27 protein-coding genes are annotated in these 25,903 nt (G+C 66.1%); 6 read left to right on the top strand and 21 right to left on the bottom strand.

Annotated elements, in window-relative coordinates:
• The first annotated feature begins 98 nt into the window (after positions 1-98).
• Complete coding sequence (locus tag GUV69_RS01445; protein WP_280113775.1) at positions 99-869, top strand: VTT domain-containing protein; 771 nt, start codon at positions 99-101, stop codon at positions 867-869.
• A gap of 91 nt (positions 870-960) precedes the next feature.
• Here GUV69_RS01445 and rdgB read toward each other — a convergent pair whose 3' ends face one another.
• The 6 genes from rdgB to clpS form a co-directional block, all read right to left on the bottom strand.
• Positions 961-1,590 carry an RdgB/HAM1 family non-canonical purine NTP pyrophosphatase gene (gene rdgB, locus GUV69_RS01440; protein ID WP_164199076.1) on the bottom strand — a complete coding sequence of 210 codons (630 nt, stop codon included), beginning with the start codon at positions 1,588-1,590 and terminating at the stop codon, positions 961-963.
• 71 nt (positions 1,591-1,661) lie between these two features.
• The gene (rph, locus tag GUV69_RS01435) at positions 1,662-2,420 is read right to left on the bottom strand and encodes a ribonuclease PH (RefSeq protein WP_164199074.1); all 759 of its coding nucleotides are present in this window, start codon (positions 2,418-2,420) and stop codon (positions 1,662-1,664) included.
• 63 nt (positions 2,421-2,483) lie between these two features.
• Complete coding sequence (locus tag GUV69_RS01430; RefSeq protein ID WP_164199072.1) at positions 2,484-3,281, bottom strand: MBL fold metallo-hydrolase; 798 nt, start codon at positions 3,279-3,281, stop codon at positions 2,484-2,486.
• On the bottom strand, positions 3,278-4,345 hold the full coding sequence (gene murI, locus GUV69_RS01425; protein WP_164199070.1) for a glutamate racemase: 1,068 nt from the start codon (positions 4,343-4,345) through the stop codon (positions 3,278-3,280). Before murI ends, GUV69_RS01430 begins: the two co-directional genes overlap by 4 nt.
• 80 nt (positions 4,346-4,425) lie before the next feature.
• Positions 4,426-4,992 (bottom strand): DUF2017 domain-containing protein, encoded by a 567-nt coding sequence (locus GUV69_RS01420; RefSeq protein ID WP_164199068.1) that lies wholly within the window; start codon positions 4,990-4,992, stop codon positions 4,426-4,428.
• Positions 4,985-5,377 carry an ATP-dependent Clp protease adapter ClpS gene (gene clpS / locus GUV69_RS01415; RefSeq protein ID WP_164199066.1) on the bottom strand — a complete coding sequence of 131 codons (393 nt, stop codon included), beginning with the start codon at positions 5,375-5,377 and terminating at the stop codon, positions 4,985-4,987. The genes GUV69_RS01420 and clpS overlap by 8 nt, the downstream gene beginning before the upstream one ends.
• A 96-nt stretch (positions 5,378-5,473) precedes the next feature.
• Here clpS and GUV69_RS01410 point away from each other — a divergent pair, with 96 nt between their 5' ends.
• Entirely contained in the window at positions 5,474-6,802 is a 1,329-nt protein-coding gene (locus tag GUV69_RS01410) for a nicotinate phosphoribosyltransferase (RefSeq protein ID WP_244292583.1), read from the top strand.
• Complete coding sequence (locus GUV69_RS01405) at positions 6,802-7,434, top strand: isochorismatase family protein (protein ID WP_164199064.1); 633 nt, start codon at positions 6,802-6,804, stop codon at positions 7,432-7,434. Before GUV69_RS01410 ends, GUV69_RS01405 begins: the two co-directional genes overlap by 1 nt.
• A 74-nt stretch (positions 7,435-7,508) precedes the next feature.
• On the opposite strand, the gene GUV69_RS01400 is transcribed toward GUV69_RS01405, so the two are convergent.
• From GUV69_RS01400 to GUV69_RS01360, 9 genes are all read right to left on the bottom strand, one after another.
• Positions 7,509-9,293: a DEAD/DEAH box helicase gene (locus tag GUV69_RS01400; protein WP_164199062.1), complete on the bottom strand. Its 1,785-nt coding sequence runs from the start codon at positions 9,291-9,293 to the stop codon at positions 7,509-7,511.
• Complete coding sequence (locus GUV69_RS01395) at positions 9,293-9,634, bottom strand: DUF3039 domain-containing protein (RefSeq protein ID WP_164199060.1); 342 nt, start codon at positions 9,632-9,634, stop codon at positions 9,293-9,295. The genes GUV69_RS01400 and GUV69_RS01395 overlap by 1 nt, the downstream gene beginning before the upstream one ends.
• 122 nt (positions 9,635-9,756) lie before the next feature.
• Entirely contained in the window at positions 9,757-10,536 is a 780-nt protein-coding gene (nagB, locus tag GUV69_RS01390) for a glucosamine-6-phosphate deaminase (protein ID WP_164199058.1), read from the bottom strand.
• Positions 10,537-10,582: 46 nt separating this feature from the next.
• On the bottom strand, positions 10,583-12,154 hold the full coding sequence (locus GUV69_RS01385) for a transporter (protein ID WP_164199056.1): 1,572 nt from the start codon (positions 12,152-12,154) through the stop codon (positions 10,583-10,585).
• Positions 12,136-12,930, bottom strand: coding sequence for an ABC transporter ATP-binding protein (locus GUV69_RS01380; protein ID WP_164199054.1), 795 nt, complete (start codon positions 12,928-12,930; stop codon positions 12,136-12,138). The genes GUV69_RS01385 and GUV69_RS01380 overlap by 19 nt, the downstream gene beginning before the upstream one ends.
• A 97-nt stretch (positions 12,931-13,027) precedes the next feature.
• On the bottom strand, positions 13,028-13,339 hold the full coding sequence (locus GUV69_RS01375; protein ID WP_164199052.1) for a DUF3253 domain-containing protein: 312 nt from the start codon (positions 13,337-13,339) through the stop codon (positions 13,028-13,030).
• A 5-nt stretch (positions 13,340-13,344) separates the two neighbouring features.
• Entirely contained in the window at positions 13,345-14,442 is a 1,098-nt protein-coding gene (locus GUV69_RS01370; protein WP_164199050.1) for an NADH:flavin oxidoreductase/NADH oxidase, read from the bottom strand.
• Complete coding sequence (locus tag GUV69_RS01365) at positions 14,442-15,464, bottom strand: tetratricopeptide repeat protein (RefSeq protein WP_164199048.1); 1,023 nt, start codon at positions 15,462-15,464, stop codon at positions 14,442-14,444. The genes GUV69_RS01370 and GUV69_RS01365 overlap by 1 nt, the downstream gene beginning before the upstream one ends.
• Positions 15,465-15,521: 57 nt before the next feature.
• Positions 15,522-17,219: a DUF8094 domain-containing protein gene (locus GUV69_RS01360; protein ID WP_244292582.1), complete on the bottom strand. Its 1,698-nt coding sequence runs from the start codon at positions 17,217-17,219 to the stop codon at positions 15,522-15,524.
• A gap of 286 nt (positions 17,220-17,505) precedes the next feature.
• Between GUV69_RS01360 and GUV69_RS01355 the strand changes: the two genes are divergently transcribed.
• Positions 17,506-18,744 carry an AI-2E family transporter gene (locus GUV69_RS01355; protein ID WP_164206100.1) on the top strand — a complete coding sequence of 413 codons (1,239 nt, stop codon included), beginning with the start codon at positions 17,506-17,508 and terminating at the stop codon, positions 18,742-18,744.
• Between the two features lie 7 nt (positions 18,745-18,751).
• On the opposite strand, the gene GUV69_RS01350 is transcribed toward GUV69_RS01355, so the two are convergent.
• Positions 18,752-19,549, bottom strand: a complete 798-nt coding sequence (locus tag GUV69_RS01350; RefSeq protein WP_164199046.1) for an alpha/beta hydrolase — start codon at positions 19,547-19,549, stop codon at positions 18,752-18,754.
• A 75-nt stretch (positions 19,550-19,624) separates the two neighbouring features.
• A complete protein-coding gene (locus GUV69_RS01345) occupies positions 19,625-19,993 on the bottom strand; it encodes an ATP/GTP-binding protein (protein WP_164199044.1) in 369 nt (122 codons plus the stop codon).
• Positions 19,994-20,030: 37 nt separating this feature from the next.
• Here GUV69_RS01345 and nucS point away from each other — a divergent pair, with 37 nt between their 5' ends.
• Complete coding sequence (gene nucS, locus GUV69_RS01340) at positions 20,031-20,726, top strand: endonuclease NucS (RefSeq protein WP_164199042.1); 696 nt, start codon at positions 20,031-20,033, stop codon at positions 20,724-20,726.
• A 296-nt stretch (positions 20,727-21,022) separates the two neighbouring features.
• Positions 21,023-21,226 carry a cold-shock protein gene (locus tag GUV69_RS01335; protein ID WP_011692441.1) on the top strand — a complete coding sequence of 68 codons (204 nt, stop codon included), beginning with the start codon at positions 21,023-21,025 and terminating at the stop codon, positions 21,224-21,226.
• 112 nt (positions 21,227-21,338) lie between these two features.
• On the opposite strand, the gene GUV69_RS01330 is transcribed toward GUV69_RS01335, so the two are convergent.
• The 4 genes from GUV69_RS01330 to GUV69_RS01315 are packed head-to-tail and all read right to left on the bottom strand — an operon-like array spanning position 21,339 to position 25,902.
• Positions 21,339-23,867 carry a bifunctional lysylphosphatidylglycerol flippase/synthetase MprF gene (locus tag GUV69_RS01330; RefSeq protein ID WP_244292822.1) on the bottom strand — a complete coding sequence of 843 codons (2,529 nt, stop codon included), beginning with the start codon at positions 23,865-23,867 and terminating at the stop codon, positions 21,339-21,341.
• Positions 23,864-25,171, bottom strand: coding sequence for an alpha/beta hydrolase (locus GUV69_RS01325; protein WP_164199040.1), 1,308 nt, complete (start codon positions 25,169-25,171; stop codon positions 23,864-23,866). The genes GUV69_RS01330 and GUV69_RS01325 overlap by 4 nt, the downstream gene beginning before the upstream one ends.
• A 4-nt stretch (positions 25,172-25,175) precedes the next feature.
• Complete coding sequence (locus GUV69_RS01320) at positions 25,176-25,607, bottom strand: DUF2550 domain-containing protein (RefSeq protein ID WP_164199038.1); 432 nt, start codon at positions 25,605-25,607, stop codon at positions 25,176-25,178.
• A gap of 10 nt (positions 25,608-25,617) precedes the next feature.
• Positions 25,618-25,902 (bottom strand): F0F1 ATP synthase subunit epsilon, encoded by a 285-nt coding sequence (locus GUV69_RS01315; RefSeq protein ID WP_164199036.1) that lies wholly within the window; start codon positions 25,900-25,902, stop codon positions 25,618-25,620.
• Between the last annotated feature and the right edge of the window lies 1 nt (position 25,903).

The following is a 25,903-nucleotide window of genomic DNA, read 5'->3' as shown; positions in this document are numbered from 1 at the left end:
TGTCGTGGATATCACCTGCCCGCCGGCGGCCGGCAGGTACGGGACAGCCCCGGGGGCAGGGGACGGTCAAGTACCCTGAGTAGGTGAACTTTCATGCGATCAGCGACTTTGCCGTGCCCATGCTGGGAGGTGCGGGACCCATCCAGCCACAGCTGGCCTCGTTCCTGCCCGATTGGCTGAACCCCGATGTCTTCCTCCGTGACTCCCCGCTCGGACCATGGGTGGTCCTGCTGGTCTGCGCCATCGTCTTCGCGGAAACCGGACTCCTGGTGGGCTTTTTCCTGCCCGGCGATTCGATGCTGTTCACCGCCGGCCTGCTGGTGTCCACCGGCGCCATTGACTTCAACCTGTGGGGCATGTGCGGGCTGATCATTGTGGCCGCCATCCTGGGCAACCAGACAGGGTATCTGATCGGTTCCAAAGCCGGGCCGGCCATCTTCAACAAACCTGAATCCCGGCTGTTCAAGCGTGAGAACGTGGAAAGTGCCCACGCGTTCTTCGAGAAGCACGGCGGCAAGGCGCTGATCCTTGCCCGGTTCGTCCCCATCATCAGGACGTTCGTGCCTGTCATCGTGGGCGTTGCCCAGATGGACAAGCGCAAATTCTTCCTCTACAACGTCATCGGCGCGCTCCTCTGGGGCGGCGGCGTCACCCTCCTGGGTGCCTGGCTGGGCCAGTTCAGCTGGGTGGGCGAGAACATCGACATCATCTTCATCACCATCGTGCTGATCTCCGTGATTCCGATCGGCGTCGAGGTCCTCAAGGGCCTGTCGGCGAAACGCCAGGCAGCCCGCTTCGGCACGGATCCGGTGGATGAGTTCATCGAAGAGCACGCTCCCCACGAGGAACGCAAAACCAACCTGGACTAGCTCAGTACTGTCAGGCACAGTTCCCGGAAACAGCTGAGGGAGCCACACATAGTGTGTGGCTCCCTCACTCGTTTACGAACGGCGTAAGGCTCTACTGCCGCGCCAGGGCCTCGACGATGGCCGGCAGGAGTGCCCGGAACGCCTTGCCGCGGTGGCTAATGGCGTTCTTCTCCTCCGCTGAGAGCTCGGCACAGCTGCGGTCCTCGCCCGCGGGCTGCAGGACGGGGTCGTAGCCGAAACCGCCCTCGCCCCGCGGTTCACGCAGGAGGACACCTTCAAGCTGGCCATACTCCACGGTCTCGTGTCCGGTCCCGTCCGCCGCGGGAACGGCCAGCGCCGCGGCGCAGACAAATGCCGCCCCTCGATGCCCGTCCGGAACATCGGCGAGCTGGTCCAGCAGGAGCCTGAGGTTGGCGTCGTCGTCGCCGTGCCGCCCGGCCCAGCGGGCCGAGAAAATCCCCGGCGCACCGCCAAGGACGTCCACGGCCAGTCCCGAGTCGTCCGCGATGGCCACCAGGCCCGTGGCCGCAGCCACCGCCCGTGCCTTCAGGAGCGAATTTTCTGCGAAGGTCACACCCGTTTCGACGACGTCCGGGGCTCCCGCCGCCGCGGCATCCACCACCTGGGTGTCGACGTCGAGCCCGGGAACCTGACCGCGCAGGAGCTCGCGGAGCTCCCGTAGCTTGCCTTTGTTATGTGTCGCGAGGACGAGCCGCGGCACTGCTCCGCTCTCCTGACCCGCGCCGTCCTGCACCGTCCTCTCCGGAAGAGAGCTGCCCGGGCCCGCAACGCTCACAGGGCGTCCGCGAGGGTTTCGCGCTGGATCGCCGCCAGCTGGGTGGTGCCCAGCAGGGCGAGGTCGAGCAGCTGGTTGAGCTCGTCGCGGTCGAAGGGAGCGCCTTCGGCGGTGCCCTGGACTTCGACGAACTTGCCGGATCCGGTGACCACAACGTTCATGTCGGTCTCGGCGCGGACGTCCTCGACGTAGGGCAGGTCCAGCATGGGCACGCCGTCGATGATGCCCACCGAGACCGCGGCGATGGTGTCCACGAGGGGCTGGGCGTTCTTGGCGATCAGCTTGTTGTCGCGGGCGAAGCGGATGGCGTCGGCCAGGGCCACGTAGGCGCCGGTGATGGCGGCTGTACGGGTTCCGCCGTCGGCCTGGAGCACGTCGCAGTCCAGCACGATGGTGTTCTCGCCGAGGGCCTTGGTGTCAATGATGGACCGCAGCGAACGGCCGATCAGGCGGGAGATCTCGTGGGTACGGCCGCCGATTTTTCCCTTGACCGATTCGCGGTCAGAGCGGGTGTTGGTGGCGCGCGGAAGCATGGCATACTCGGCCGTCACCCAGCCGCGGCCTTCGCCCTTGAGCCAGCGCGGCACACCGGCGGTCAGGGAAGCCGTGCACAGGACCCGCGTGTTGCCGAACTCGATGAGGGCCGATCCCTCTGCCTGCTTGGACCATCCGCGGGTAATGCTGATGGGGCGGAGCTGGTCGGGGGCGCGGCCATCGGCACGCACTACAGGGACAGTTGTGGCTTCAGAAGTCATACTGCAAGCTTATCGACTCACAGCTCGTCGGCCCGACGCACCCGGCCCTGTCACCGGCCAGCCCTAAACCGTGTAATGCACTCCGGCGACGGCAACGGCGACGTCGCCGGGGAAGACCGGCCGGGCCTCCGCCATCACAGTGCTCGGTGAGGTCCACACGGGAATGTGCGTGAGCAGGAGCCTTCGCGCCCCGGCAGCGGCGGCGGCCTCCCCCGCGCGCTTTCCGGTCAGGTGCACATCCTTGATGCCGTCGTCGCGGCCTTCCTCGAACGCCGCCTCACAGAGGAACAGGTCCGCGTCCTGGGCCGCTTCCTCCAGCCCGGCACAGGAATCGGTGTCGCCCGAATACGTCAGGACGCGGCTGACCGGATTGCCTTCCTTGTCCGGCTCGGTGACATCCACCCGGAGGGCGTACGCCTCTTCGACAGGATGATTGACGGCATAGGGCGTCACGGTGAACGGCCCCACACTGACCGGCTTGCGTTCGGTCCAGTTGGTGAAGTCGAATTCTTCATGCATGCCGGGGTCAAGGTCCAGCCCGTAGGCCGTGGCCATCCGGTCGGCGGTGGCGGCGGGACCCCACACCGGGATCCGGCCGCGTCCCCAGCCGCCCGGCTTCCAGCGGACCGCCACATGCAGGCCGCAGAGGTCCATGCAGTGGTCAGGGTGCAGGTGGGTCAGGAAGATCGCGTCGATGTCCTCGAGGTCGGTGTACCGCTGGATGGCGCCGAGGGCTCCGGAGCCGAGATCCATCACGATCTTCCACGTCCGCTCGCCGTCGTTGGCGGTCAGAAGGTAGCACGACGCCGGGGAGCCGGGGCCCGGAAAGGAACCGGTACAGCCTACGATGGTCAGTTTCACAGGGCAGGACCTCCGGCCCGGCGGGCACCCACGAAGTTGGAAATCCGCTGCCCGGACGTGCCGGAACGGGCACTGGCGCGCTGCGCTGCTTCGATCATCTCCGGTGTGATGCGGGCCAGGCTTCCGGTGGGGTACTGGGCAGCCACGTGGTCCACGTGTTCGACGGACAGGACTTCAGGGCCCAGGAACCTGCGGGCCAGCGTCTCAAACTGGGCGGCGTCTCCGGTGGCAATGAAATGATGCTCCGGCGATGCTTCGCTGGTGCGCTGCAGGTCGTGGGTGACCAATGCCCGGTACACGTCCTTGGCTGTTTCCTCGGCACTGGATACCAGCGTCACGTTGTCCCCCATCACAAAGGAGATCACACCGGTCAGCAACGGGTAGTGCGTGCAGCCGAGGACCACCGTGTCCACGCCCGCCGCTTTCAGCGGGGCCAGGTATTCCTCTGCGACGGCGAGCAGTTCCGGACCGGTGGTAATGCCGGCCTCCACGAAACTGACGAACCGGGGGCAGGCCACCGAGGTGATCGCCAGGTCGGGTGCGGCTGCGAACGTGTCCTCGTAGGCGCGGGAGCCCACGGTCGCCGAGGTTCCGATGACACCGATCCGGCCGCTGCGGGTCGCCGCGACCGCCCGGCGGACCGCCGGCTGGATCACTTCGATGACGGGAATGCCGTACTTGGCTGTGTACCGCTCGCGGGCGTCTCGGAGCACAGCGGCCGACGCCGAGTTGCAGGCGATGGTGAGCAGCTTCACGCCGGAGTCCACCAGTTCGTCCATTACTCCGAGGGCATTCGCCCTGACTTCGGCGATGGGCAGCGGCCCGTACGGCCCGTTGGCGGTATCGCCGACGTAGAGGATGGACTCGTTGGGAAGCTGGTCGATGATGGACCGCGCCACAGTCAGTCCGCCGACGCCCGAATCAAAGACGCCAATAGGGCGGGATCCCACCAGGCCGGCGCTGTTGCCGGCTGTGGACTCCCCCGCTGCTGTCGCTGCCGGGTCCATGCTCGAGGCTGTTGTCATGATTATTCGAGGATAGGTCTTCCCTGCGGCCTCAGCCATCACATTGTGGCGCTGCACTCATGTCGAATTTGTCACACTGCGGACCAGACCCGTGGTTCAGCGGGCGGCAGGACAGCTGTTCAGGGGCGCGAATCCAAGGACTGGAGCATGGCCTGGACCAGGGACTCCTGCAGCCACGTGGTGAAGTTGTACACGAGGGCCAGGTAGCTTTCCACGTCCTCGGCCTGGGACCAGTCCTGCATGAGGTGCACGTGCTCCGCGTCTGCCTCATCCCGGATGTCCAGCCGCTCCGCCAGCACCAGGCGGACATCGTTCAGGGCCATCGACCAATGCCTGGCACCCTCGGCGGTCAGGACAATCTCATCCTTGTCCAGATCCAGCGCAGCGGCGCGGAGAGCCCCGATCTTGGTTTCCCGCAGCGAACGCTCGGTGAGTTGGCGGAATTCAAGGGACGCGCCGTCGTCGTTCTTCATGACATCCGGCAGGAGCCGCCTGACCGCACGGTCCGTGGGGACCTGGACGTCCATGTCCAGCCCGATCAGGGCAACCAGGGGATCCTCACTGGGGTTTTCGGCCGGCTCAAGCATGGAGATCACGTCGTCGATCAGGCTGCGGAGCAGTTCACGCTCGGCGGGTTCGAGAAACCCGGTGATGCCCTTGAGCCCGTATTTGAATGCCTTAGCCACGTTTCCCCTTGCCCTGCCCGGACCCGCCGGATTTTCCCGAGTTTCTGGAGTTGCCGCCCGGACCTCCGGTCGCCTTCTCCACAGTGGCCCACAGCCCGAAGCCGTGCATGGCCACCGCATGGCGTTCAACCTGTTCCTTGCTGCCGTGGGCAACGATGGACCGGCCCTTTTTATGGACCTCCATCATGAGCTTGTTGGCCTTGGTCTCGGAATAGCCGAAGTAGCTCTGGAATACATAGCTGACATAGCTCATCAGGTTGACGGGATCGTTCCAGATCACCAGGTTCCAGGGGATGTCCGGGGCGGTCAGGGAGTCTGTGGACGCCTCTGTCCCGGTCCGGGTGCCCTCCTGAGTATCAGGGCCGAGCGCAACGCTTAAGGTCATCTGTCCATTCTATGGGGAGGACGGGCCCACGCTGGCGAGGGCCCCGCGGCGAAGCGGAGCGAGACGTGGGAGCTGGCGGGGACTAGAGTGAATTTCGTGAGTAATCCTGCCGGCTGGGACCATCCCCGCGCGTCCTTGTACACAGACCACTACGAGCTGACCATGCTTCAGGCGTCGCTGCACTCCGGCGCTGCACACCGGCGGTCCGTGTTCGAGGCTTTTGCACGGCGGCTTCCGGACGGCCGCCGGTACGGGATTGTGGCCGGCACTGGCCGGCTGCTGGAAGGCCTGGCCGATTTCCGCTTCGGTGCAGAGGAGCTCGACTTCCTGGGCCGCACCGGCGTGGTGAACCAGGACACCCTCGATTACCTGGCGAATTACGGCTTCACCGGTGACATCTGGGGCTACCCGGAGGGTGAGGCGTATTTCCCCAACTCCCCCATCCTCATTGTGGAGTCCACCTTCGCCGAAGCCTGCATGCTGGAGACCTACCTCCTCTCCGTCCTGAACCATGACAGCGCCATCGCGTCTGCGGCGTCCCGCATGATCACGGCGGCCGGCAACCGGCCGTGCATCGAGATGGGCTCCCGGCGTACGCATGAAGAGTCAGCCGTTGCGGCCGCCCGCGCCGCCGTGATCGCCGGGTTCCACAGCACCTCCAACCTCGAGGCAGGCATCCGCTACGGCATCAAGACCGTTGGCACCGCCGCGCATTCGTTCACCCTCCTGCACGACACTGAGCGGGAAGCCTTCGAGGCGCAGATCGCCTCACTGGGGGTGGGCACCTCGCTGCTGGTGGATACGTACGACGTCGAAGCTGCAGTCCGTGCCGCCGTCGAGTTGGCAGGGCCCAAGCTGGGCGGGGTGCGCCTGGACTCCGGCGACCTGGTGGCCCAGGCCTCGTGGGTGCGCCAACTGCTGGATGAGCTGGGCAACGAGCAAACACGGATCATGGTCACCTCGGACCTGGATGAGTTCGCCATCGCGGCGCTGCAGTCCGCCCCGGTCGACTCCTACGGGGTCGGCACCTCCCTGGTCACCGGTTCCGGCGCCCCCACGGCGAGCATGGTCTACAAGCTGGTCAGCCGCACGGACGACGCCGGCAACTTCGTCTCCGTGGCCAAGGCAGCGAAGAACAAAACCAGTATGGGCGGGCGCAAGTATGCGCTGCGCAAGCTCAACGAGCGCGGCATCGCCACCCAGGAGATCGTAGGCATCGGCCACCGTCCCGAAGACGACGGCAATGACCGGCCCCTGCTCCAGCAGTTTGTGAAGAACGGCGAGTTGCTTCCGGGCTGGACCGGCCACGAGGGCGTCATCCGTGCCCGCCAGCGGCACGCGGACACCATGGCCGAACTGCCGTCCGTGGTCAACCGCCTGCAACGTGGAGAAGCAGCCATTCCCACTGTCTACGAGGAGAACTGATGTCCCGCGCCCTGATCATTGTCGATGTGCAGAACGACTTCTGCGAGGGCGGTTCGCTCGCAGTAGCCGGCGGTGCTGACGTCGCCGGAGCGATCAGCGAGTACGTCGAGGCCCACCATGCAGAATTCGACCACATCGTGGCCACCCAGGACTGGCACATCGATCCCGGTCCGCATTTCTCCGAAACCCCCGATTTCAAGGACAGCTGGCCCCCGCACTGTGTCGCCGGCACCCGTGGCGCGGAACTCCACCCCGATCTGGACACCGAATACATCCAGGCCTATTTCCAGAAGGGCCAGTTTGCCGCGGCATACTCGGGGTTCGAGGGCCTGCTGGCTCCAGAGGACGCCGTGCCCACCGGCGAACGGCAGCCCGGCGCCCTGCCCTCGGACGCAGATGCCTACGCGCCGGCCGATGATGCCATCGGCCTGGATGATTGGCTGCAGAGCCACGACGTGGAAGACGTTGTGGTGGTGGGAATCGCCACTGACTACTGCGTTATGGCGACCGCGCTGGACGCGGTCCAGGCAGGCTACTCCGTGACTGTCCTGCGGCACCTGACCGCCGGCATCGCCGAGGACCTTGATGACGCTGTTGCCGAGATGGAGCTCGGCGGCGTGGACGTCGCCTGAAACTGACAGACGCAAAAGAGGGTGATCCTGTTACGGGTCACCCTCTTTTCGTGTCCTGGCAGATCAGGCCACCGCTATTTCCGCCCGATAAACCAGTCCTGCAGCTTCCGCAGCCTCGACTGCAGCTGCTCCTCGTTCGCCTGGGCCACAGGCGGTCCGCCGCAGACCGTCCGCAGCTTGGTGTGCACCACGCCGTGCGGGGTTCCGGTCCGCGCGGACCAGGCTGCCACATTCTTCGCGAGTTCGTTGCGAAGGTCCATCAGCATCCGGTGGTCAGGAATGGCAGGCGCCGCCGGGGCCTGTTCAGCCGCCGGTGCGCGCCGGTTCTTCCGGTTGAGCTGATCGTGCTGGCGCTGCCGCAGCAGCGTGCCCACCTGCTCAGCGTCCAAAAGCCCCGGGATTCCCAGGAAGTCCAGCTCGTCTTCGGAGCCGACTTCACCCCCGGTACCGAACTCGCCGCCGTCGAACAGCACCCGGTCGAAGGACGCCTGCGAATCGAGGGCCTCGAACTTGCCCTTGGTCAGGCTGTCCGAGGCCTTGTCCTCCCGGTTGGCCTCGGCCATCAGGGAGTCCTCGGGATTAAAGAGGCCGTCGCTGTCTTCTTTTTCGGGACGGTCCAGCGCGTGGTCCCGTTCCAATTCCATGGAGTTCGCCAGTGCCATCAGCTGCGGCACGGACGGCAGGAAGACCGATGCCGTTTCACCGCGTTTCCGGGCACGCACAAAGCGGCCCACAGCCTGGGCGAAAAAGAGCGGCGTGGAGGTGGACGTCGCATACACACCCACCGACAGGCGGGGAACGTCCACACCTTCAGACACCATCCGGACTGCCACCATCCACCGTTTCTCGCTCGCGGTGAATTCCTCGATCTTGCTGGAGGCCTTCGCATCATCGGAGAGGATGACGGTGGGTGATTCGCCGGTGATCCGCTTCAGCTGCCCGGCGTAGGCCCTGGCATCCTCGTGATCCGTGGCAATGACCAGCCCGCCGGCGTCCGGCACGGTCCGCCGTACCTCGCTGAGGCGTTTGTCCGCCCCGGCGAGGACGGCCGGAATCCATTCCCCGGCCGGGTTGAGCGCCGTCCGCCAGGCATGCGAGGTGATGTCCTTGGTAACCGCGGCTTCGCCGAGGGACGCTGCCATCTCCTCGCCGGCGCTGGTGCGCCAGCGCATCTGCCCCGAGTAGGCCATAAACATGACAGGGCGCACCACGTGGTCGCGCAGTGCGTTCCCGTAGCCGTACGTGTAGTCCGCCTTGGACCGGCGGATACCGTCCCGGTCCTCCGCGTATTCCACAAACGGGATGGGCGAGGTGTCGGAGCGGAACGGCGTACCGGTCAGGGACAGCCGCCGCGCCGCGGGGTCAAAGGCTTCGCGCAGGCCGTCGCCCCAGGACAGGGCTTCGCCGCCGTGGTGGATTTCGTCCAGGATCACCAGCGTGCGGGCGGCTTCGGTCTTGGCACGGTGCAGCATGGGTTTGCTGGCAACCTGCGCGTACGTAACGGCCACGCCCACAAAACCACGGCCGTGCTGGCCGTCCGCGTTCTTGAAGTTGGGGTCGATGGCGATGCCCACCTTGGCGGCAGCATCAGCCCACTGCCGCTTCAGGTGGTCCGTGGGCGCCACGATGGTGACGCGGTTGACCGCACCGGACTCAATGAGCATGGAGGCCACGCGCAGGGCGAAAGTGGTTTTACCGGCACCGGGCGTTGCTACGGCAAGAAAGTCCCGCGGGCCGGTCCTGAAGTAGAGGTCGAGGGCTTCCTGCTGCCAGGCACGGAGTTTTTGGGCGGTTCCCCAGGCTGCGCGTTCCGGGTAGGCCGGTGGCAGGGTGGGGCCGCCAAAGAGCGTCTCCGTCACTATTTGTTGTTGCCTGAGTCCCCTCCGGGACCCTTGCCGCCGTCGTTGCTTGGGCGGAGGCCGTCATAAACCTCTTTGCACATGGGGCAGACCGGGAACTTCTGCGGATCCCGGCCCGGCGTCCACACTTTACCGCACAGGGCGATGACGGGATCGCCCGTCAGTGCGGACTCCATGATTTTTTCCTTGCGCACATAGTGCGAGAAGCGTTCCCGGTCACCGGGCTCCACTTCCTGGCGCAGCTCTTCGCGCTCAATGGTGGCCGTGGACGTTCCAGCCCCGGAAAGCTCGCGCATCGGGTCGTTTTCGAGAGGGTCCGTCATGCTAGTCATGGCATCCATCTTAGCGTCCCGGGGCGGGGGACGTTCGACGCCGGCGGGGCCGTTTTGCTCCCACGGTACCCGCCGCCGTCGGCCGTTCCCTGTAAATCCGGCAGTTGGCGGCCGCACCACTGTGGCACGTGTTACAGCCCCTGCCAGGAGGGTTTGTGGTCATGGGTGTGCCGGTAGAAGTCCGCGAGCTTCAGCGACGAGGCCGCAGCCTCATCCACCAGGATGGTGGCGTGCGGGTGGAACTGCAGGACCGAGGCCGGACAAATCGCCGCGACCGGGCCTTCCACGAAGTCGCGGACTGCCGGCGCCTTTTGTGCGCCCGTGGCTATGAGCAGCACATGCCGGGCCTCGAGAATGGTGCCCAGCCCTTGGGTCACCACGTGGTGGGGCACCTCGGCAAGATTGGCGAAAAACCTTGCGTTGTCGCGGCGGGTCTGTTCAATCAGCGTTTTGATGCGGGTCCGGGAGGCCAGCGACGAGCCCGGCTCGTTGAAGCCGATATGGCCGTCCGTTCCCACGCCCAGGATCTGAAGGTCAACGCCGCCAACCGTCCGCATCCTGTCCTCGTAAGCCCGGCATTCTGCCTGGATATCCGCTGCGGACCCGTCAGGGGTGTGGACGTTTTCAGGGCGGATGTTCACCCGGCTGCTGAACTCGCGCCTGATGACCTCCCGGTACGACTCCGGGTGGCCGGGCGCCAGGCCAACATACTCATCCAGGGCAAAGGCATGGACGGCGCTGAAGTCCAGCCCGCGCTCGTGCCGTGCTGCCAGTTCGTCGTAGACAGGCAGCGGCGAGGATCCTGTTGCCAGCCCCAGGACAGCGTCGGGCTTGCGCAGGATCAGGGCTTCGACGGCGTCGGCCGCCAGCTTGCCGATCTGCCTGCTGCCCGGGAGGATAACAACTTCCACTGGTCGGCCGCCTTTCTGGAGTGCTGGTTTCTATTGTCCTGCCGGGTCAGCGGTTGACGGTCAGCTGGGCAAGCAGCTCGGGTCCGCGGGCGTCAAGCCACTTTCCGCCCAGGCGGATGCCGGACCCGAACAGGGCCAGCCCCAGTATCAGGCCAACTGCCAGGTTTGCCCATCCGAAGACGGGATTCCCGGTGACCGTCTGCGCAATGAACAGTGCCACTTCGGGCAGGACCAGCAGGGTCAGGATGCCCATACCGGCAAACTGGACCGCAAGGGTCTGCCCTACATTCCCCGGGGGTTTCTTGAACGGGCTGTCGCCGGGCAACGGAACGGCCACCGTGTAGCGGGCGGACACCACAGAGGACAGGCCCAGCCCGGTGAACAGGATGCCCAGGCTCAGTCCCAGCTGGCCGGGCAGGGCCTCCCAACCGCCGGTGAAGAAGTACTGGCCAACGGCGAAGATCAGGACCACGGGCAGTCCGAGGGCCAGGCATGCCAGCGCCCGGCCCAGCCTGTCGTCAACGCCGCGGACTCCCGAGGCCACGTGCAGCGCGAATGCCGTGTTGTCATAGGAGACGTCCGCGGAGATGGACCATGCCAGCAGGAAGGCAGCCAGCGGTGCCGCGACCGCCAGCATGCCGAAATCACCGGACTGGCTGCCCTGGAAGACCAAGAGGAAAGGCAGCAGCGGCACCACAACGAGCGACCCGGAATAGCGCGGATCGCGGAGCCAGTAGGTCAGCGCCCGCGCCGTGACAGCACCGGCGGGGGTGGCCGGCAGGACGCCGAACAAGCCCAGCTTTCCGCCCTTGCGGCTGCCGCTGCCTGAGTAAGGCGGGTTGACCAGGGCCCGTTCAAGGAGCAGTTTCCAGCACCAGGCCAGGACGGCGAGTGTTGCGGCGGCGATCAGAAGTTTCAGTGCTGCCGCTCCGGGGCGCCCGGCAGCCAGGTCACCGCCGAGGGACCAGGTGGCACCCAGGGGCGTCCAGGACACGGTTGCCGCCAGCTTCGGCAGGAAACCGGCCGAGGCAGAAATGCCTTGCCACACGCCGGCCACTATCGGTCCCATCAGGACCAGCGGGATCATAAACGCGATTGCGCTGACGTCCTTGAACCGCCGTGACGATGCCAGGCTGGCGGTGGCTGTGGTGACCACCTTGGACAGGACAATGCATGTCAGGACGCCGACTGCGGCACCCACCAGGGCGCCGGCCGCGGGAAGGGGTCCCCGGGCCCAGGTCCACACGGTGGCAAGCGCCGCGAGCCCGGTGGCCAGGCCGGGGATGCCGATCAGTCCGCCGAGGGCAAGCCCTGTGAGGAGTTGGCGCATGGGTATGGCGAACGTAGTAAAACGGGCGGGGTCCAGCGTCAGGTCCGTGGCGGACGCGACCACCGGAATGAGGCCCCAGCCCAGGAGGGCCGCAGAACCTCCCAGCACCACCGCCGTGTGGGCCAGCTCCGGATCCGCAGTACGCAGCAGGACCAGGGCAACCACCAGCGCGCCGACGATGCCCAGGGCATACAGCCCGCCCAAAGCCAGGCCCACCAGCTGCCACGGGCTCCGGCGCAGGCCGTTGCGAAGAAGGACCAGCTTCAGCCTTAGAAGGTGCGCAACCATTCCAGGCCTTCCGTGTGATTCCGTCCGCCCACGAGCTGGACGAACTTTTCCTCCAGGGAAGCACCGGCGCGGACTTCATCCACGGTCCCGGCAGCAAGCAGCCTGCCGCCCGCCACCACGGCCACGTGGTCGCACATCCGCTGGACCAGGTCCATCACGTGACTGGAAACGATCACGGTGCCGCCGGAGGACACATAGCTGTCCAGAATGGACCGGATGTTGGCCGCGGAGATGGGGTCAACGGCTTCAAAGGGTTCATCGAGGACCAGCAGCCGCGGAGCATGGATCAGCGCCGAGGCCAGGGCAATCTTTTTCGTCATGCCGGCCGAGTAGTCCACCACCAGCTTTCCGGCGTCCTGCGACAGGTCAAGGGCTGAGAGCAACTCCGCTACGCGGGATGCCACCACGTCCTTGTCCATGCCGCGCAGCAGGCCGGCGTAGGTAACCAGTTGCTCGCCCGTGAGCCGGTCAAAGAGCCTGACTCCGTCCGGGAGGATGCCCATCAGCTTCTTCGCCTCCAGCGGCCTGGCCCAGACGTCCACACCGTGCACAACGGCTGCGCCGAAGTCCGGCCGCAGCAGGCCGGTGGCCATCGACAGGGTGGTGGTCTTGCCGGCGCCATTGGGCCCAACGATGCCGTAGAACGAACCTGCCGGGACGTCCAGGCTGAGTCCGTCGACCGCGATTTTTTCGCCGAACCGCTTGGCGAGGCCGCGGATGGACAGGGCTGGGACGGGGGCGGCGGGTGGCACCGGCCCGGGTTGCGGAGCAGTCATAACGCCAGCCTAGTCCTGCCGCTCCGCCGGCGGGGTCCTCCCGCAGGAGTAGGGCCAAAGGCTTACCCGCCCTGTCAGCGCGCCGGGCCGAATGTTCCTACTGCACCTTACGGATGCGGATGGGCCCCTTGGCCGTGGAGGGGTCAATCACCGAACCACCCTGGGTGATCTGGACCTCGCCCGCATCAACGAGCCGCCTCGCGGCCCTCCGGGCGGGCTCCATCAGATCACGCCATGTCTCCCCGCCGACAGCACGAGCGGCATCCGAAGGGCAGATGGTGGACGTTGCGGCCCTGGCTGCCAGGAGTTCCAGGATGGCCGTTTCCAACTGCTTGTCGATGTTGCCGGGAGCCTTTCCGCTGGGATTATCACCAGGGGTCTGCGCCACGTCGTGCTGTCGGTGGACCATGGCCGTCAGAACGAATGCCGCGGTACGGCACGTTCATACTGGGGCGCCCACGTGATGTCGTGGCCCAGTTCGAACGCCGCCCGCAGCCACCAGTGCGGATCCCGGAGCGCGGCACGGGCAATAAACACGCCGTCGGCCTGGGCTGTGGCAACGGCGTGTTCCGCCTGTCCGGCAGAGGTCAGCAGGCCCACGGTTCCCGTCGGCACACCGGTTTCGCGGCGGATCCGCGCAGAGAAGCCGGTCTGGTAGCCGGGACCGGGCTTGATGTCCTGATGGGCCACGGCGCCCCCGCTGGAGACGTCAATGAGGTCCACGCCGTGTTCCCGGGCCTCCCTGGCAAGACGTACCGAAGCCGCAATGTCGATCCCGTTCTCCGCCCAGTCGGTGGCTGAAATCCGTAGGAGTAGCGGCATACCCTCAGGGATGGCGTTGCGGACGGCATCAACCACGGCCAGCATAAGCCGGTTCCGCCCCGCCTCATCCCCGCCCCAGGAGTCGGTGCGGGTGTTGATCAACGGGCTCTGGAACTGGTGCAGCAGGTATCCGTGCGCACCGTGGATTTCCACGGTGTCGAATCCTGCGTCGACTGCCCGCACCGCGGCGGCGGCAAAGTCGGCGATGACGTCCTGGATCTGTTCCCCGGTCATTGCGGCCGGTTCGGCGTAGCCATCGAACGCCGACGCGGAAGGGCCCACGGTGGTCCAGCCGCCGTCGGAGCCGGGCACGGTCCCGCGCTGCCCCGAGAACGGCCAGTACGTGGACGCTTTACGGCCCGCGTGTGCCAGCTGGACGCCGATCTTCGCGTTCGCGGCACCATGCCGGTGCACAAAGGACGTGATGCGCGCCCAGGCCTCGGCCTGGTCGTCGTTGTAGAGCCCGGCGTCCCGCGGACTGATCCGGCCGGCCGCATTCACGGCAGCGGCCTCGGTGAGGATCAGGGCTGCGCCCCCGGCGGCGAAGGAACCCAGGTGCATCAGGTGCCAGTCGTTCGGGACCCCCGGGGCGGCGTCGGGATCGCAGCTGTACTGACACATCGGCGACACCCAGCCGCGGTGCGTCAGCTCAAGCGAACGGAGCGTCAGCGGCTGGAACAGCGCCGACATTAAAACAGGACCCTGGCCAAAGCCTGCCGGGCCTTCGCCACGCGGTCGTCGTGCGTGCCCACAACGTCAAAGAGTTCCAGGAGCCGTACCCGGGCCGTCTCCCGCTCCGGACCGAAGTTCCGTCCGATGAAGCTGACCACGCGGTTCAGGGCGTCCTCCACATGTCCGCCCGCCACGTCCAGGTCTGCCACACCCAACTGGGCGTCAAGGTTATCGGGTTCGTTGGCGGCGAGCGTGCGCAGCGCTTCGGACTCCTGCGCAGACAGCGGCTGGAGCCGGGCCATCAGCTCCACCTGCGCCAGGCCGGCCTTAGCCTCGGTGTCCGCGGGCATTTCCAGCAGCGCCTGGCGGTAAGCCACAGCAGCTGCCTCGTAATCCCCCGCTTCGATGGCGTCGAAGGCCGCCTGGTGCAGCGGCGGAAGGGGCGCAGGTTCCGTGTCCTGCGGGGCGGCGCCGCCGAGGCTGCCAGTAACGCCGTTCGCAGCGGCTACTTTCAGCAGTTCATCCAGCAGGGGGCGGATCTGGGCTTCATCTGCGCCGCCTTGGAAGAGCGGGACCGGCTGGCCCTTGACCACGGCCACCGCCGTAGGTACGGCCTGCACCTGGAAGGCCTGGGCCAGCTGCGGGAAGGCATCGATGTCCGCGGCGCCCAGCACCAGGCGGCCGCCGAAGCTGTTGATCACCCGTTCCAGTGAGTCCACCATCGCGGCGGATTCCGGCGAATAGGCGGCCCATAGCGCGAATACCACCGGGACCTGGGCCGAAAGCTCCACAAGCTCCTGGAAGTTTCCTTCGGTGACGTTGACCCGCAGCGTTGCGGTGCCGGCGTCGGCCGCTCCGGCAGCGGCTGTTCCGTTGGGAGCAGCCCCGTTGGCGGCACCGGGGCCGGCAGGAGCCGGCGGGTTGCCGGCGGCCCCCGGGGGCGCCTGGCGCTGTTTGAGGGATGAAAGGTCGACGGCGCCACGCAGGTTAAGCAGGCTGGCAGCGGCTGGAGGGACTGGGCGGGAAGCTGGCGAACTCATGCTTTCCACTCTAGCCACTCCGGCCGCTGCCAGGAGTACTGAATAACGCTTCCGGGGCTACTTGAAGCTTGCCCCCACCAGGCCGCGGGTTGCCGCGACCAGCTTTATGGGGTCCGTGGATCCGGCCGACGGCACGTAAACGGCCATCGATTCGGCAAAGTTCAGCACCATGCCTGTGGTGGTTTCCTTACCGCCGGCGAGCGCTGCGGCGTCGTCTCCGATGGTGAGCTTGTCGCCGGAAGCCTTGGGCGTGCCATCAAACCCGAAGTTGATCCGGCCCATCACCAGCGCTCCGCCGTCGGCCGTGCGGAACACCACGGTGCTTTCCGGCACCACGTTGTGGGTGAAGGAGAAGTTGCCGTTGGCACCGGAGGCCACCACCTCGGCCTGGTAGGACAGGGTGTCAGAGATGTACGGCGAGGATGCGCCTTCGACGATTTTGTCCTTGAAACTGGACTCTGGGTTGGTCAGGCGGTCGGCCAGGCCGGCGAGGGCTTCTTCGCCGCTGTACAGCAGGCCCTCTTTGTTGCTGGCGGCCAGTGTCTGGGTTCCGTCCCGGTCGATGGCGGGGAAGGTGGTTCCGGGCTGCAGCGGGGTGGTTTCGGTCAGCTTGTAGTTCTCCCGCGCCGAAGGCTGGACCAGGGTGAGCAGCTGCGGGACCACGTTGCCGTCACCCTGCGTCACGGCCAGGACCGAGCGGGGCCAGCTGCGGTCGCTGGTGACCACTGTGGTGAGGAGCTTCGTGGAACGGACGGGCATCCGGGCTTCGTAGGTGCCCACCTGGGAACGGATCTTGTAGTTCTGCGTGCGGACCTCAAGTTCGGTCCCGCCCACGCGGTCGGCGAGTTTGGCAGCGTCCTTGGCGGCGTCGCCGGCGTCCGTTGCGCTGGAGACCTGCTCAAGGACCCGGCGGAACTGGGCGTCCAGGAGGACCGGCGATGACGCCTCGGCCGGGGCGGCGGCCGATTCCGTGGGCGGAGCCGGCGCGGGGGTCGTGGCAGCGTTCGCCGGGGCGCCGGACACCGCCACCACGGCGGCGGTCACAGCGGCCGTGACAATGCCGCCCGAGGCCATGCCAAGACGGGAGGATGACTTGGCGTCAGCCTTCAGCCTGGCACGCTTTGCGAAGAGGCTCCCCTCGCCATCGCCTTCACCGTTGCGTTTGCGTGCGGAGAGCAGCGCCAGGGCAATGCCTGCGAGGATCAGCAGCCCGCCGATGACCATCAGGGGAACGGCCCACGGCGTGGAGGTGTCGTTCGGGAACGTCATGGAGACTGACGACGGTGCCGGCGCGGTGCCGTCGGCTGCCAGCAGCAGCGACCATTCGCCATCGGCGGGAGGCGTCCACGCGTACTCCAGCTCACCGCTGGCAGTTTCGGTGGAAACCCAGAGGTCCGATCCGGAAGGATTCGGTGCGGTGGCCTCGCCATCGGCGCGCTCCACCACAAGGGCTTCCTTATCCTCCGAAACCCCGGTGACGGTGTTATGGGCGGTCTGGCCTACCCAGGCATCGACGTCATCGGGACGGCCTACGGCAAGCAGGAAATTCCCGTCGCCCTCAACATTGATCTTCACCGTTCCGCCCTGCGCTGTACGCAGGGACTGGTCGATGACGGTCAGTGGCGCCGCGGCAGCATCTGTAGGAGCCGAGGCCGTGAAGGTGGCGGACGGAGCCCAGATGGTCTTCTGGCCGATACCGGCAAAAAGTGTCAGGAGGCCGAGCAGCACGAGTGCGACTGCAGTCTTGAAACGCAAAGGAAACACCTATCATCAGCGGGGGTTTGCTTTCAATGGTAACGGTTTTGTTACTAAAACCCCCGTTGGCGGGTTGCAGGACAGCACCGGAGGCAACACTTCGAGGCCTCTGCCGGCCGCCCTCGCTGCTGATGACAAGGCTGCTGATAGTGTTTGCGATGATCATCACACCCGCCCGCAAATGCGGCGCCACGCACGGAACAGGCTCCAGAGACCAGTGACTGACAAGACGGAAGAATCCTCCGCAGGACACGAAAATCACTCGGCCCCTGGCATTGCCCCATCCCTGTCCGCCGACCCCGCGCCGGCCAAGCGCCGGGGCGCCGCCGCAACGGTCCTGGCCAAGGTTGTTAAGCGCCTGCGCCAGCCGCTGCCGGGTGCCCAGCCCCGGCTGCGTTTTGAATTTCCGCCGGAGTACAACCACGTAGAAGAGACGCCGGCCGACGACGGCGAGACGGATGCACAGTTCGGCCGTCCCGGCCCGCAGATGTCCAGGCAGCACCCCCTTTATATGGGGTTCATGGGAACCGTGGGTGTGGGGCTGGCCTTGCTGGTCTACTGGATCGGCTCCAACACCACGCAACTGCTGCTGTGGATTGTTGCCGCCCTCTTTATTGCCCTGGGCCTGGAACCCGTAGTGGGCTGGCTGGAGAACCGGAAAATCCCCCGCCCGGTAGGCATCCTGGTCTCCGTGACGGTCCTGATCAGTGCTGTGGCCGGGTTCTTTGCCACACTCATCCCCACCATCGTCGGACAGGTCACCGAGATCGTGGAGCAGGCGCCCACCTGGGTGCGGGACTTCATCGACTCGGAGTTCTTCCGGACCGTTGATGACCAGTTCGGCGTGCGGGACCGCATCAACGAGGAACTCGATAAATTCGTCAACAACCCCGAGGCCATGGGCGGGATTTTCGGCGGCGTGGTGGGTTTCGGCTCCACCCTGGCCAACGGACTTTTTGGCGCCCTGATTGTCCTGGTGCTGAGCCTGTACTTCCTGGCGGCCCTGCCGGCCATGAAAAAGTGGGGTTACCGGCTGGCGCCCCGCTCACGCCGCCGCCGCGTGGAAGCGCTGTCCGAGGAGATTACCCGGTCCGTGGGCAACTACGTCATCGGTCAGGCATGCGTTGCCCTGTTGAATGCCACCTTCGCGTTTATTGTGATGTCCATTGTGGGCGTCCCCTTCGCCCTCCTGCTTGCCTTCGTGGTGGCCCTGCTGGCGTTCATCCCGCTGGTGGGCGGCATGATTGCGGGCATCGTGGTTCTCCTTGTCTCACTGACGGAGGGCTGGCAGACCGCGGCTATCTACGGGATCTGCTACTTCGCCTACCTGCAGTTCGAGGCGTACTTCGTCTCGCCCCGCATCATGCAGAAAGCCGTGGCAGTGCCCGGCGCCGTCGCCGTCATTTCCGTCATTGCCGGCGGCAGCCTGCTCGGTGTGCTGGGCGCCCTGATTGCCATCCCCACCGCAGCCGCCATCCTGCTGCTGGTCAAAGAGATATACATCGTGCGGCAGGACAAGCACTAACCAACCATCAGGCCGCTGACGCCACGGGGCCGTTCCACTCCGTCGGCAGGCCGTTGGGACCCGAACCCGCCTCGGTCACCTCATCCACGATCTCGTTGAGCGCCCGCGAAGCGTACTTCTCGCCCACCCAAAGGTGCTTGGCGCCGTCGACCCCCACTACCCGCGCCTGCGGCACCAGGCTGAAGCGTTCGGCCGCAGCGGCGGGCTGGAGGTAGTCATCGTGCTCCGGCACCAGGACCGTCAGCGGCTTTCCCGCCTCCGCCCACATCCGCAGGTGCGCATCGGTGGCCCGGTGAAGCGGGGGTGAGAGCAGCACTGCACCCTCAATCTGGCCCGCCACCGGCTCCGCCGCACCGTACATCAGCGCAAGCTCGGTGCCGAAGGACCATCCCACCAGCCAGCGGTTGGGCAGTTGGCGTTCGACGGCGAAACGCACGGCCGCCTCGACGTCCAGGCGTTCACCGATTCCCTCTTCAAACGCGCCCGCGCTGGTTCCCCGCGGCGATGCGGTTCCCCGGGTGTTGAAGCGGAGCACGGCCACCCCTGCCAGGGCGGGGAGCCGGTAGGACGCCTTCCGGTAGACATGGGAGTCCATAAACCCGCCGTGGGTCGGGAGGGGATGCAAGGTGATCAGCGTCGCGGTAACGGGACCGGATTCCGGCACGGCCAGCTCACCGACCAGCCTGTGGCCGTCCTCCGTGTGGAGCTCGATATTTTCCCGCTTCGCCGGCAGGACCGTGGACGCGCGGATGGGTGACGGGCCCGAGGGCTGGCTGAATGTGTACGACGCCGGATCAAAAGTCATGCCTGCCAGCTTAGCGACTCCGCGCCGCCCCTGCCCTGCCCCGCAGCAGGTCGCTGCCCCGGGTGGCGCGCGCCCTCAGCGGTAGCGGTATGTCCGGGACAGCCAGCAGTTGGTGTGCCAGTGACGGCGCTCGGCGAGACCGGCGGCGGCACCAAAGATGTGGTCGTCCTTCCACACCACCAAATGGGCCACCCCGGGAACAACTGCCGTGGAGCAGCCTGGGCAGATGTAGGTCTTTTCCGCGTTCCTGGCGGTCATCGTCCTGACCATCCACTCGCCGTCGGGAGCGCTTTCGCGCCGCGCAATTCCTGCCCGGGCATGCTCCAGATCCAGCTCCGGAATCTCGCCGTTCCCCTTCTTGCCCGACACTTTGCCGGCCACGCTCCCCTTGGCAGCGGGACCCTTCCCGGAGGCAGGGCGGCGGGGACGGTTGGAACGCGGCATGCCTCCATTCTGCCCTAGCCCCGGTAGTGTGTACGGCGTGCGACTTGTCATAGCCCGATGTTCAGTTGATTATGTTGGCCGGCTCAAAGCCCATCTTCCCCTTGCTACCAGGCTCCTGCTGGTCAAGGCCGATGGCTCCGTGCTGGTCCATTCAGACGGCGGTTCGTACAAGCCGCTGAACTGGATGAGCCCGCCGGCAACCCTGCGTGTCTCGTCGCCGGAGGATGTTGACCTGGAGCTGGGCGTCACCGAACAGTGGACCGTCCAGTCCGCCAAAACCGATGACCGCCTCATCATCAATATCCATGAGCACATCCATGAGTCGTCCCACGACCTGGGAGTTGACCCCGGCCTGATCAAGGACGGCGTGGAAGCGGACCTGCAGCGTCTGCTTGCTGACCAGATTGAAACCCTCGGCAGCGGCTTTTCGCTGATCCGCCGTGAGTACTTCACCGCCATCGGGCCCGTGGACATCCTTGCCCGGGACGCCAACGGCGCAACTGTGGCCATCGAACTGAAGCGGCGCGGCGATATCGACGGCGTGGAGCAGCTGACCCGCTACCTGGAGCTGCTGAACCGCGACCCGCTGCTGGCTCCGGTCCGCGGAATCTTCGCCGCCCAGCAAATCAAACCCCAGGCCAAGGTGCTGGCCAACGACCGCGGCATCGACTGCGTCACACTGGACTACGACGCCATGCGGGGCGTCGACGACACCGAATCGCGGCTGTTCTGAGCCCTGGCTCTCCCCTGGCCTGCGCCGGCTGCGGTGAATAGTGCCCTGACAAGGGGATTCATGCCGTTTTGCCCAAAATTTCCCGGCCTGACCGTTGACCTGACGCGGACGGCATGAAATTCTTAGAACAGTCTTTGTGTAGGTGTTTTTTCATGCTCGCAAGACAAGTTGCGAGCGCGAAGCTCCTGCACCGCCGGTCCCCTTCGGGACCGCAGTTTAGGATTCTTCTCGCGGAGTGACCGAGTCCGGCACGAGGTGTGCCGGGCTTAGACAAGTTCCATAATGAGGAGAAATAAATGGCACAGGGAACCGTCAAGTGGTTCAACGCTGAAAAGGGCTTCGGCTTCATCACCCCGGATGACTCCGATGGCGATGTCTTCGTTCACTACTCCGAGATCCAGACCGGTGGTTTCAAGACCCTCGACGAGAACCAGCGCGTTCAGTTCGAAATCGGTCAGGGCGCCAAGGGCCCCCAGGCTACCGGCGTAACGCTGGTCTAATAACCCGCCCGGAGGCCGCCTCGTCGCGGCTTCCGGCAAAAAGATCCCCGGCACCCGTGCCGGGGATCTTTTTGTTTGTGTCGACTCGCTTTCCAGGTCATCCCTCTCCAGCTCAGCCCACCAGGCTGCGCACCAGCCGGGCACCTTGCCGGAGCGAGAGGCCTGGCAAGTAGGCCAGGGTGAGCGCCCGTCCTATGGCAGGCAGCTGCAGGGGGTCCTGGTAGTAGAGGTACAGCGTCCGGTATTCAGGCTGAAACCGTGATTTGAAGGCTGCCAGCGACCGGAACCCGTAAACAGGTTCCAGTGCATGGCCCACAACGTCCAGGATGCGGACCAGGTTCTCGGCCGGCAGCTGGCCGTCATCAGGCCGGGACGCCAACGGTGACCCGGACAGCGAGATGACCTCCACCGATTCCCGCAGCTCCACCACGGCGGCCGCAATCAGGAACTCCATGACCCCGGGGAATCCCTCGGCTCCCCGGCGCATCACGTCCAGTGTGCGGCTGACCAGCTTCCCGCCGTCGTAAACGGGCAACCAGCTCGTTATCCCATGAACGTTGCCGTCGGCGTCCACGGCGAGGCAGCAGAGCACCTCGTCGTCCATCAGTTCATCGATGCCGCCCAGGGTGAACCCCATCTCGGGCACGGTTTTGGCGGCGGCCCATTCCTCCGACACCTCGCTGAGCCGGGCCCGCAGTGCCGGCGGAAGTCCGTTGTACGTCCCCCACACGGCGGTGACGCCCATCTTGGCGGCCCGGTTGCGCGCCGTGCGTACGTTCTGCCATTCTTTGCCCTTGAAATCCAGTTCCCGGACTGACAGCCGGGTCTCCTGCGCAACGGGCACCCGCTGAAATCCCCGGCCGCTCAGCAGCGGCCACAGTGCGCCATCGCACGAGTAGAAGGCCGGGATCAGCGCCCGCGCGCTGCAGTACTCGATGAACCCCTCAGCAGTCCGTTCGCGGGCGTGAGCCGGGCCGAAGGGACCCGCGAGCGTCAGGGCCACGCTTCCGTGCAGCTGGTACGCCACGGCAGCATGGCCATCCGGCGTGAACCAGTAGCGGTTGGGCTCCCAGAGCGCCATCCAGGACAGCGAGTCGCCGCCCTCATGGAGCAGTTTCCGGGCAGCAGTCCTGCCATCGTGCCCTGAATCGCTGCCGTGGTGGCGGCCCACCAGCACCGACCAGACGCCGGCCAGCGCCACCAGCCAGAAGACGGGGCCCGAATAGCCGAAAATCAGTGCCTCGAGGCTGTTACGTTCGGCGAAAACGCGGTGATAGAGGTTGGGAAGCGGCACAGGCAGGTATTGCCTGGACAACTCGGCCAGCAAACCCAGCGGGCCGCCGTCGCGCGTCAGTCCTCCGGCGGCCAGCCACGCGGCTGTATAGCCGCCGGCAAGGACCAGCCAGACGCCGACCACCACTGCCGCCAGTTTGCGCCGGGCAGCCGGGACGGTCTCCACCCGGAACTGCCGCCGGTTGGCCCACAGCAGCACGGCCAGCAGGAGGGGCACCGTCACGAGGGGAAGGATGTGGGCGAATCCCGAACCCATCGCGGCCGGCTGCGGGCGGGAAGGATAGTGCGGGATGAGGGCAAACAGGGCAAGGTACACGGCGGCCAGGGCCGTGATCACCAGCTGGATGACCAACGTGATCCGAAGGGCCATCCGCCGTCCCCGGCGCATGCCGTCGGCACAGATCAGCAGCAGCACCACCGGGACAACTGCCAGGGCCAGCCCAAAAGGGCCGGCAAAGCCTGTCCTCCCCACCTCCAGGCATGAGTCCTCTACCGTGGATCCGCAATTCGCCTCCAGCTGGCCCAGTGTTGGCACCGGATTCAGCAGGATGTCCCGCAGCAGCGCCAGCGGACCGGTGGGTGTCCGGGTGATTGTGGTGAGGATGGGTCCAACGGCGAAAACCGCCACTGTCAGTGCGAGCAGGTTCCTCGTCTCGCGGCCGGTGGAACGCGGCGCATGGAGGTGGCCAAAGTCATTCTCGTCCCACCAGCTGACCCCCAGCCCGACCAGGGCACCAACCAACCCGATGACCGTTTCTGCATGCCCCACGTACAGGACCAACAACAGTGAAACGGACAGCACCGCCGTCCGCAGCCGGCGCCGCCACAGAACAGGCAGCCGGCCGCTCGCCGCCATTGAAACGGCCAGGACGGCTGCATAGGGCCCGATCAGGATGTTGTCCGCCATCAGGCCCAGCCAGCCGTCCCCGGCGTACCGTGCCAGCTGGGTGAGGAGCAGGAACACGGTGACGGCGGCAAACTGGCCGCCCAGCAGGAGGGCGGCAGCATGAAGCGTGCCTAGTTTCTTCTCCGCCAGCCCCACCAGCGCAAGGATCATCACGGAAGCCACCAGGTAGGCCAGCGGATTTGTGGCAAAAAACAGTGACGTCACCAGGGACCACCAGTGGCCCGCCCGCAAGCCGGGGCCGCTGACGCCGGCAACCGGCAGGAGCTCCACCGGCGGGCCGTCCAGGAAACTGTCAGTCAGCGCCCCCGCCGCCAGGAAAAGCCCCAGGAAGCAGAGCGTCATGGGCACGGACCGGAGATGGCCGGCGAGCCGCTGAACTGCCGGGTACCCCACGGTGGACCAGAACAGCGCCGGCGGACGTGCATCGGGGGCCGGCTTCAACGTTCCCACCCCCAGTGGGTGGCCAGGAGCTCCAGCCCGTTGTCCATACCGGGGGTCAGCATGTCCCAGGAATGGCCGGTGTGTTCTACGACGTCCGCTTGAACCGTGAACCCGGCGCCGCGGGCTGCGGCTTCCAGGGCCTTGAGGTTAGCAACAAATTCGGGGTCGGTGGCCCCCGCCGCAAAGTAGGCCACCTTGCCGGGGTATTGGCGTTCCTTCATCAGCGTCAGGGGCACCTGGGCATCAAAGGCGCCGGTGTCGCCATGGAACGCCGCATCGATGGTCTTCTGCCGTTCCTTGGCGAGGGCCGGCTCGCTCTCGCTGGCAAAGGCAAGGAAGCCGGTAAACCGCTCAGGATGCCGGGTCACCTGTTGGACGGCGCACGTGGCTCCAAAGCTGAAGCCCCCCACCGCCCACTGCCGGGGGTCCGCATCCACGTCGAGGGTGTTCATGATCCAGGCGGGAACGTCCTGGGAGAGGTACGTGTCCGCTTTGGCCAGGTCACTGTCCATACAGAGGGTGTTGGCAGACTGGCTGCCGTTGGGATCCACCACCACCACAACGGGAGCCACTCCCCCGTGCCGGTCGGCGAAACTCTCCATCCGTGGCACCAGCGATCCGCCGGTCAGCCAGTCAGCGGGGCCCCCCGGCTGGCCGGGCACCAACACCAGGACCGGCAGTGCGGGTCGGACCGGCGCAAAGTATGCCGGCGGAAGGTAGACGTAGGAGGCGCGGGTCTGCAGGCCGGACACGGTGCCCGGTATCGAGGCGGTACGCAGCACACCATCGCCGGGAAGTTCTGTGCCGGGTGACCAGCCTGCGAGCGGCCGGGCGTCACTGCCGGGCTGGCGCATCAGCTCCTGCTCAAGGGCAGGGATGCGCGTCAGGGCGGTTCCCGTCAGGTCTGCCACCGTGCGGTTGAGGCCAAAGTAGGCGTTCACCTGAACGCTGCACAGCAAGACGACACCCAGAAGCGCCCCGGTATCCAGGGCGCGGCGCCGCCATGAACCCGTTGGGATCCGGAGCAGCATCAGCATGAGTGCGGCCACTGCGGCGAAGACCCACGCCAGGACAGTGAACGGGAGGTCATCAGGGAAGACCGGAGTGATATAGATCAGGATCCAGTGCACCAGAAGCACCAGGCCGGCAGCGGCAACGAGTGCGGCGGCCGCGCTGAGGAGCCAGCGGCGGAGGCCAAGCGGACGCGGGCGCCAGATCAGGTACGCCGTCGCGGCCGCGCCGAGAACCAAGGCGGTCCAGTACAGCGGGCCGTCCGTCAACCGGATATCTGCAATCCAGTCCACGAGGCTAGCGCCAGGTGCCCACGCCGATGACCGGCCCGGCTTCCAGCCAGGAGGACAACCCTGTGTAGGCATCGAACTTCATGGCCAGCCGAAGATCACGTCCTTCGTACCGCAGTTCCACGATCACAACGTCGGGCTGGACCTTGACTGCCTCGGCTTCAGCGGGCTTGCGCCGGCCAAGGAGCTCCAGCGAGCTGCGCTTGAACTTATGCTTGGGACGCAGGCTCAGGGACGCCAAGCGGAACCATTCGAGGTCGTTGTCCTGATAACGACAAACCCCCATCTGCCAGCTGTTTCCAGCCATGCAAATGGAGGCGTCCACCGTGCCGAGGGCGCGCCGCAGATTGAAGCGGCGCACCCCCACAAGGCACAGTGCAAAGATGAGCAATCCAAAACTGATTGCCAGTGCGATGAACGGGAGTGTCTGGACGTCCATCAGGGTGATGCTAGCGGATCCCAGCAGTAGCCGCGTCGCCCAGTTGGGCGTTGTCAGCAACAATCACCACGCGGTTGTTGTCGACAGAGAAGAACCCGCCGTCAACAACCACGGCAATACGGTCACCGGAAACCGGCTGGATAGCCAGTTCACCTTCGGCCAGGATCGCCAGCAGGGGCGCGTGGCCGGGCAGGATTCCGATTTCACCATCGCTGGTGCGGGCCTTGACCATCTTGGCCGCTCCGGACCAGATAAACCGGTCCGCTGCGACAATCTCAACCTCAAGCTCAGCCATA

The sequence above is a fragment of the [Micrococcus luteus] ATCC 49442 genome (assembly GCF_010367585.1).
Classification (GTDB): Bacteria; Actinomycetota; Actinomycetes; order Actinomycetales; family Micrococcaceae; genus Arthrobacter; species Arthrobacter luteus_A.
This window is presented reverse-complemented; position numbering and strand designations above follow the sequence as displayed.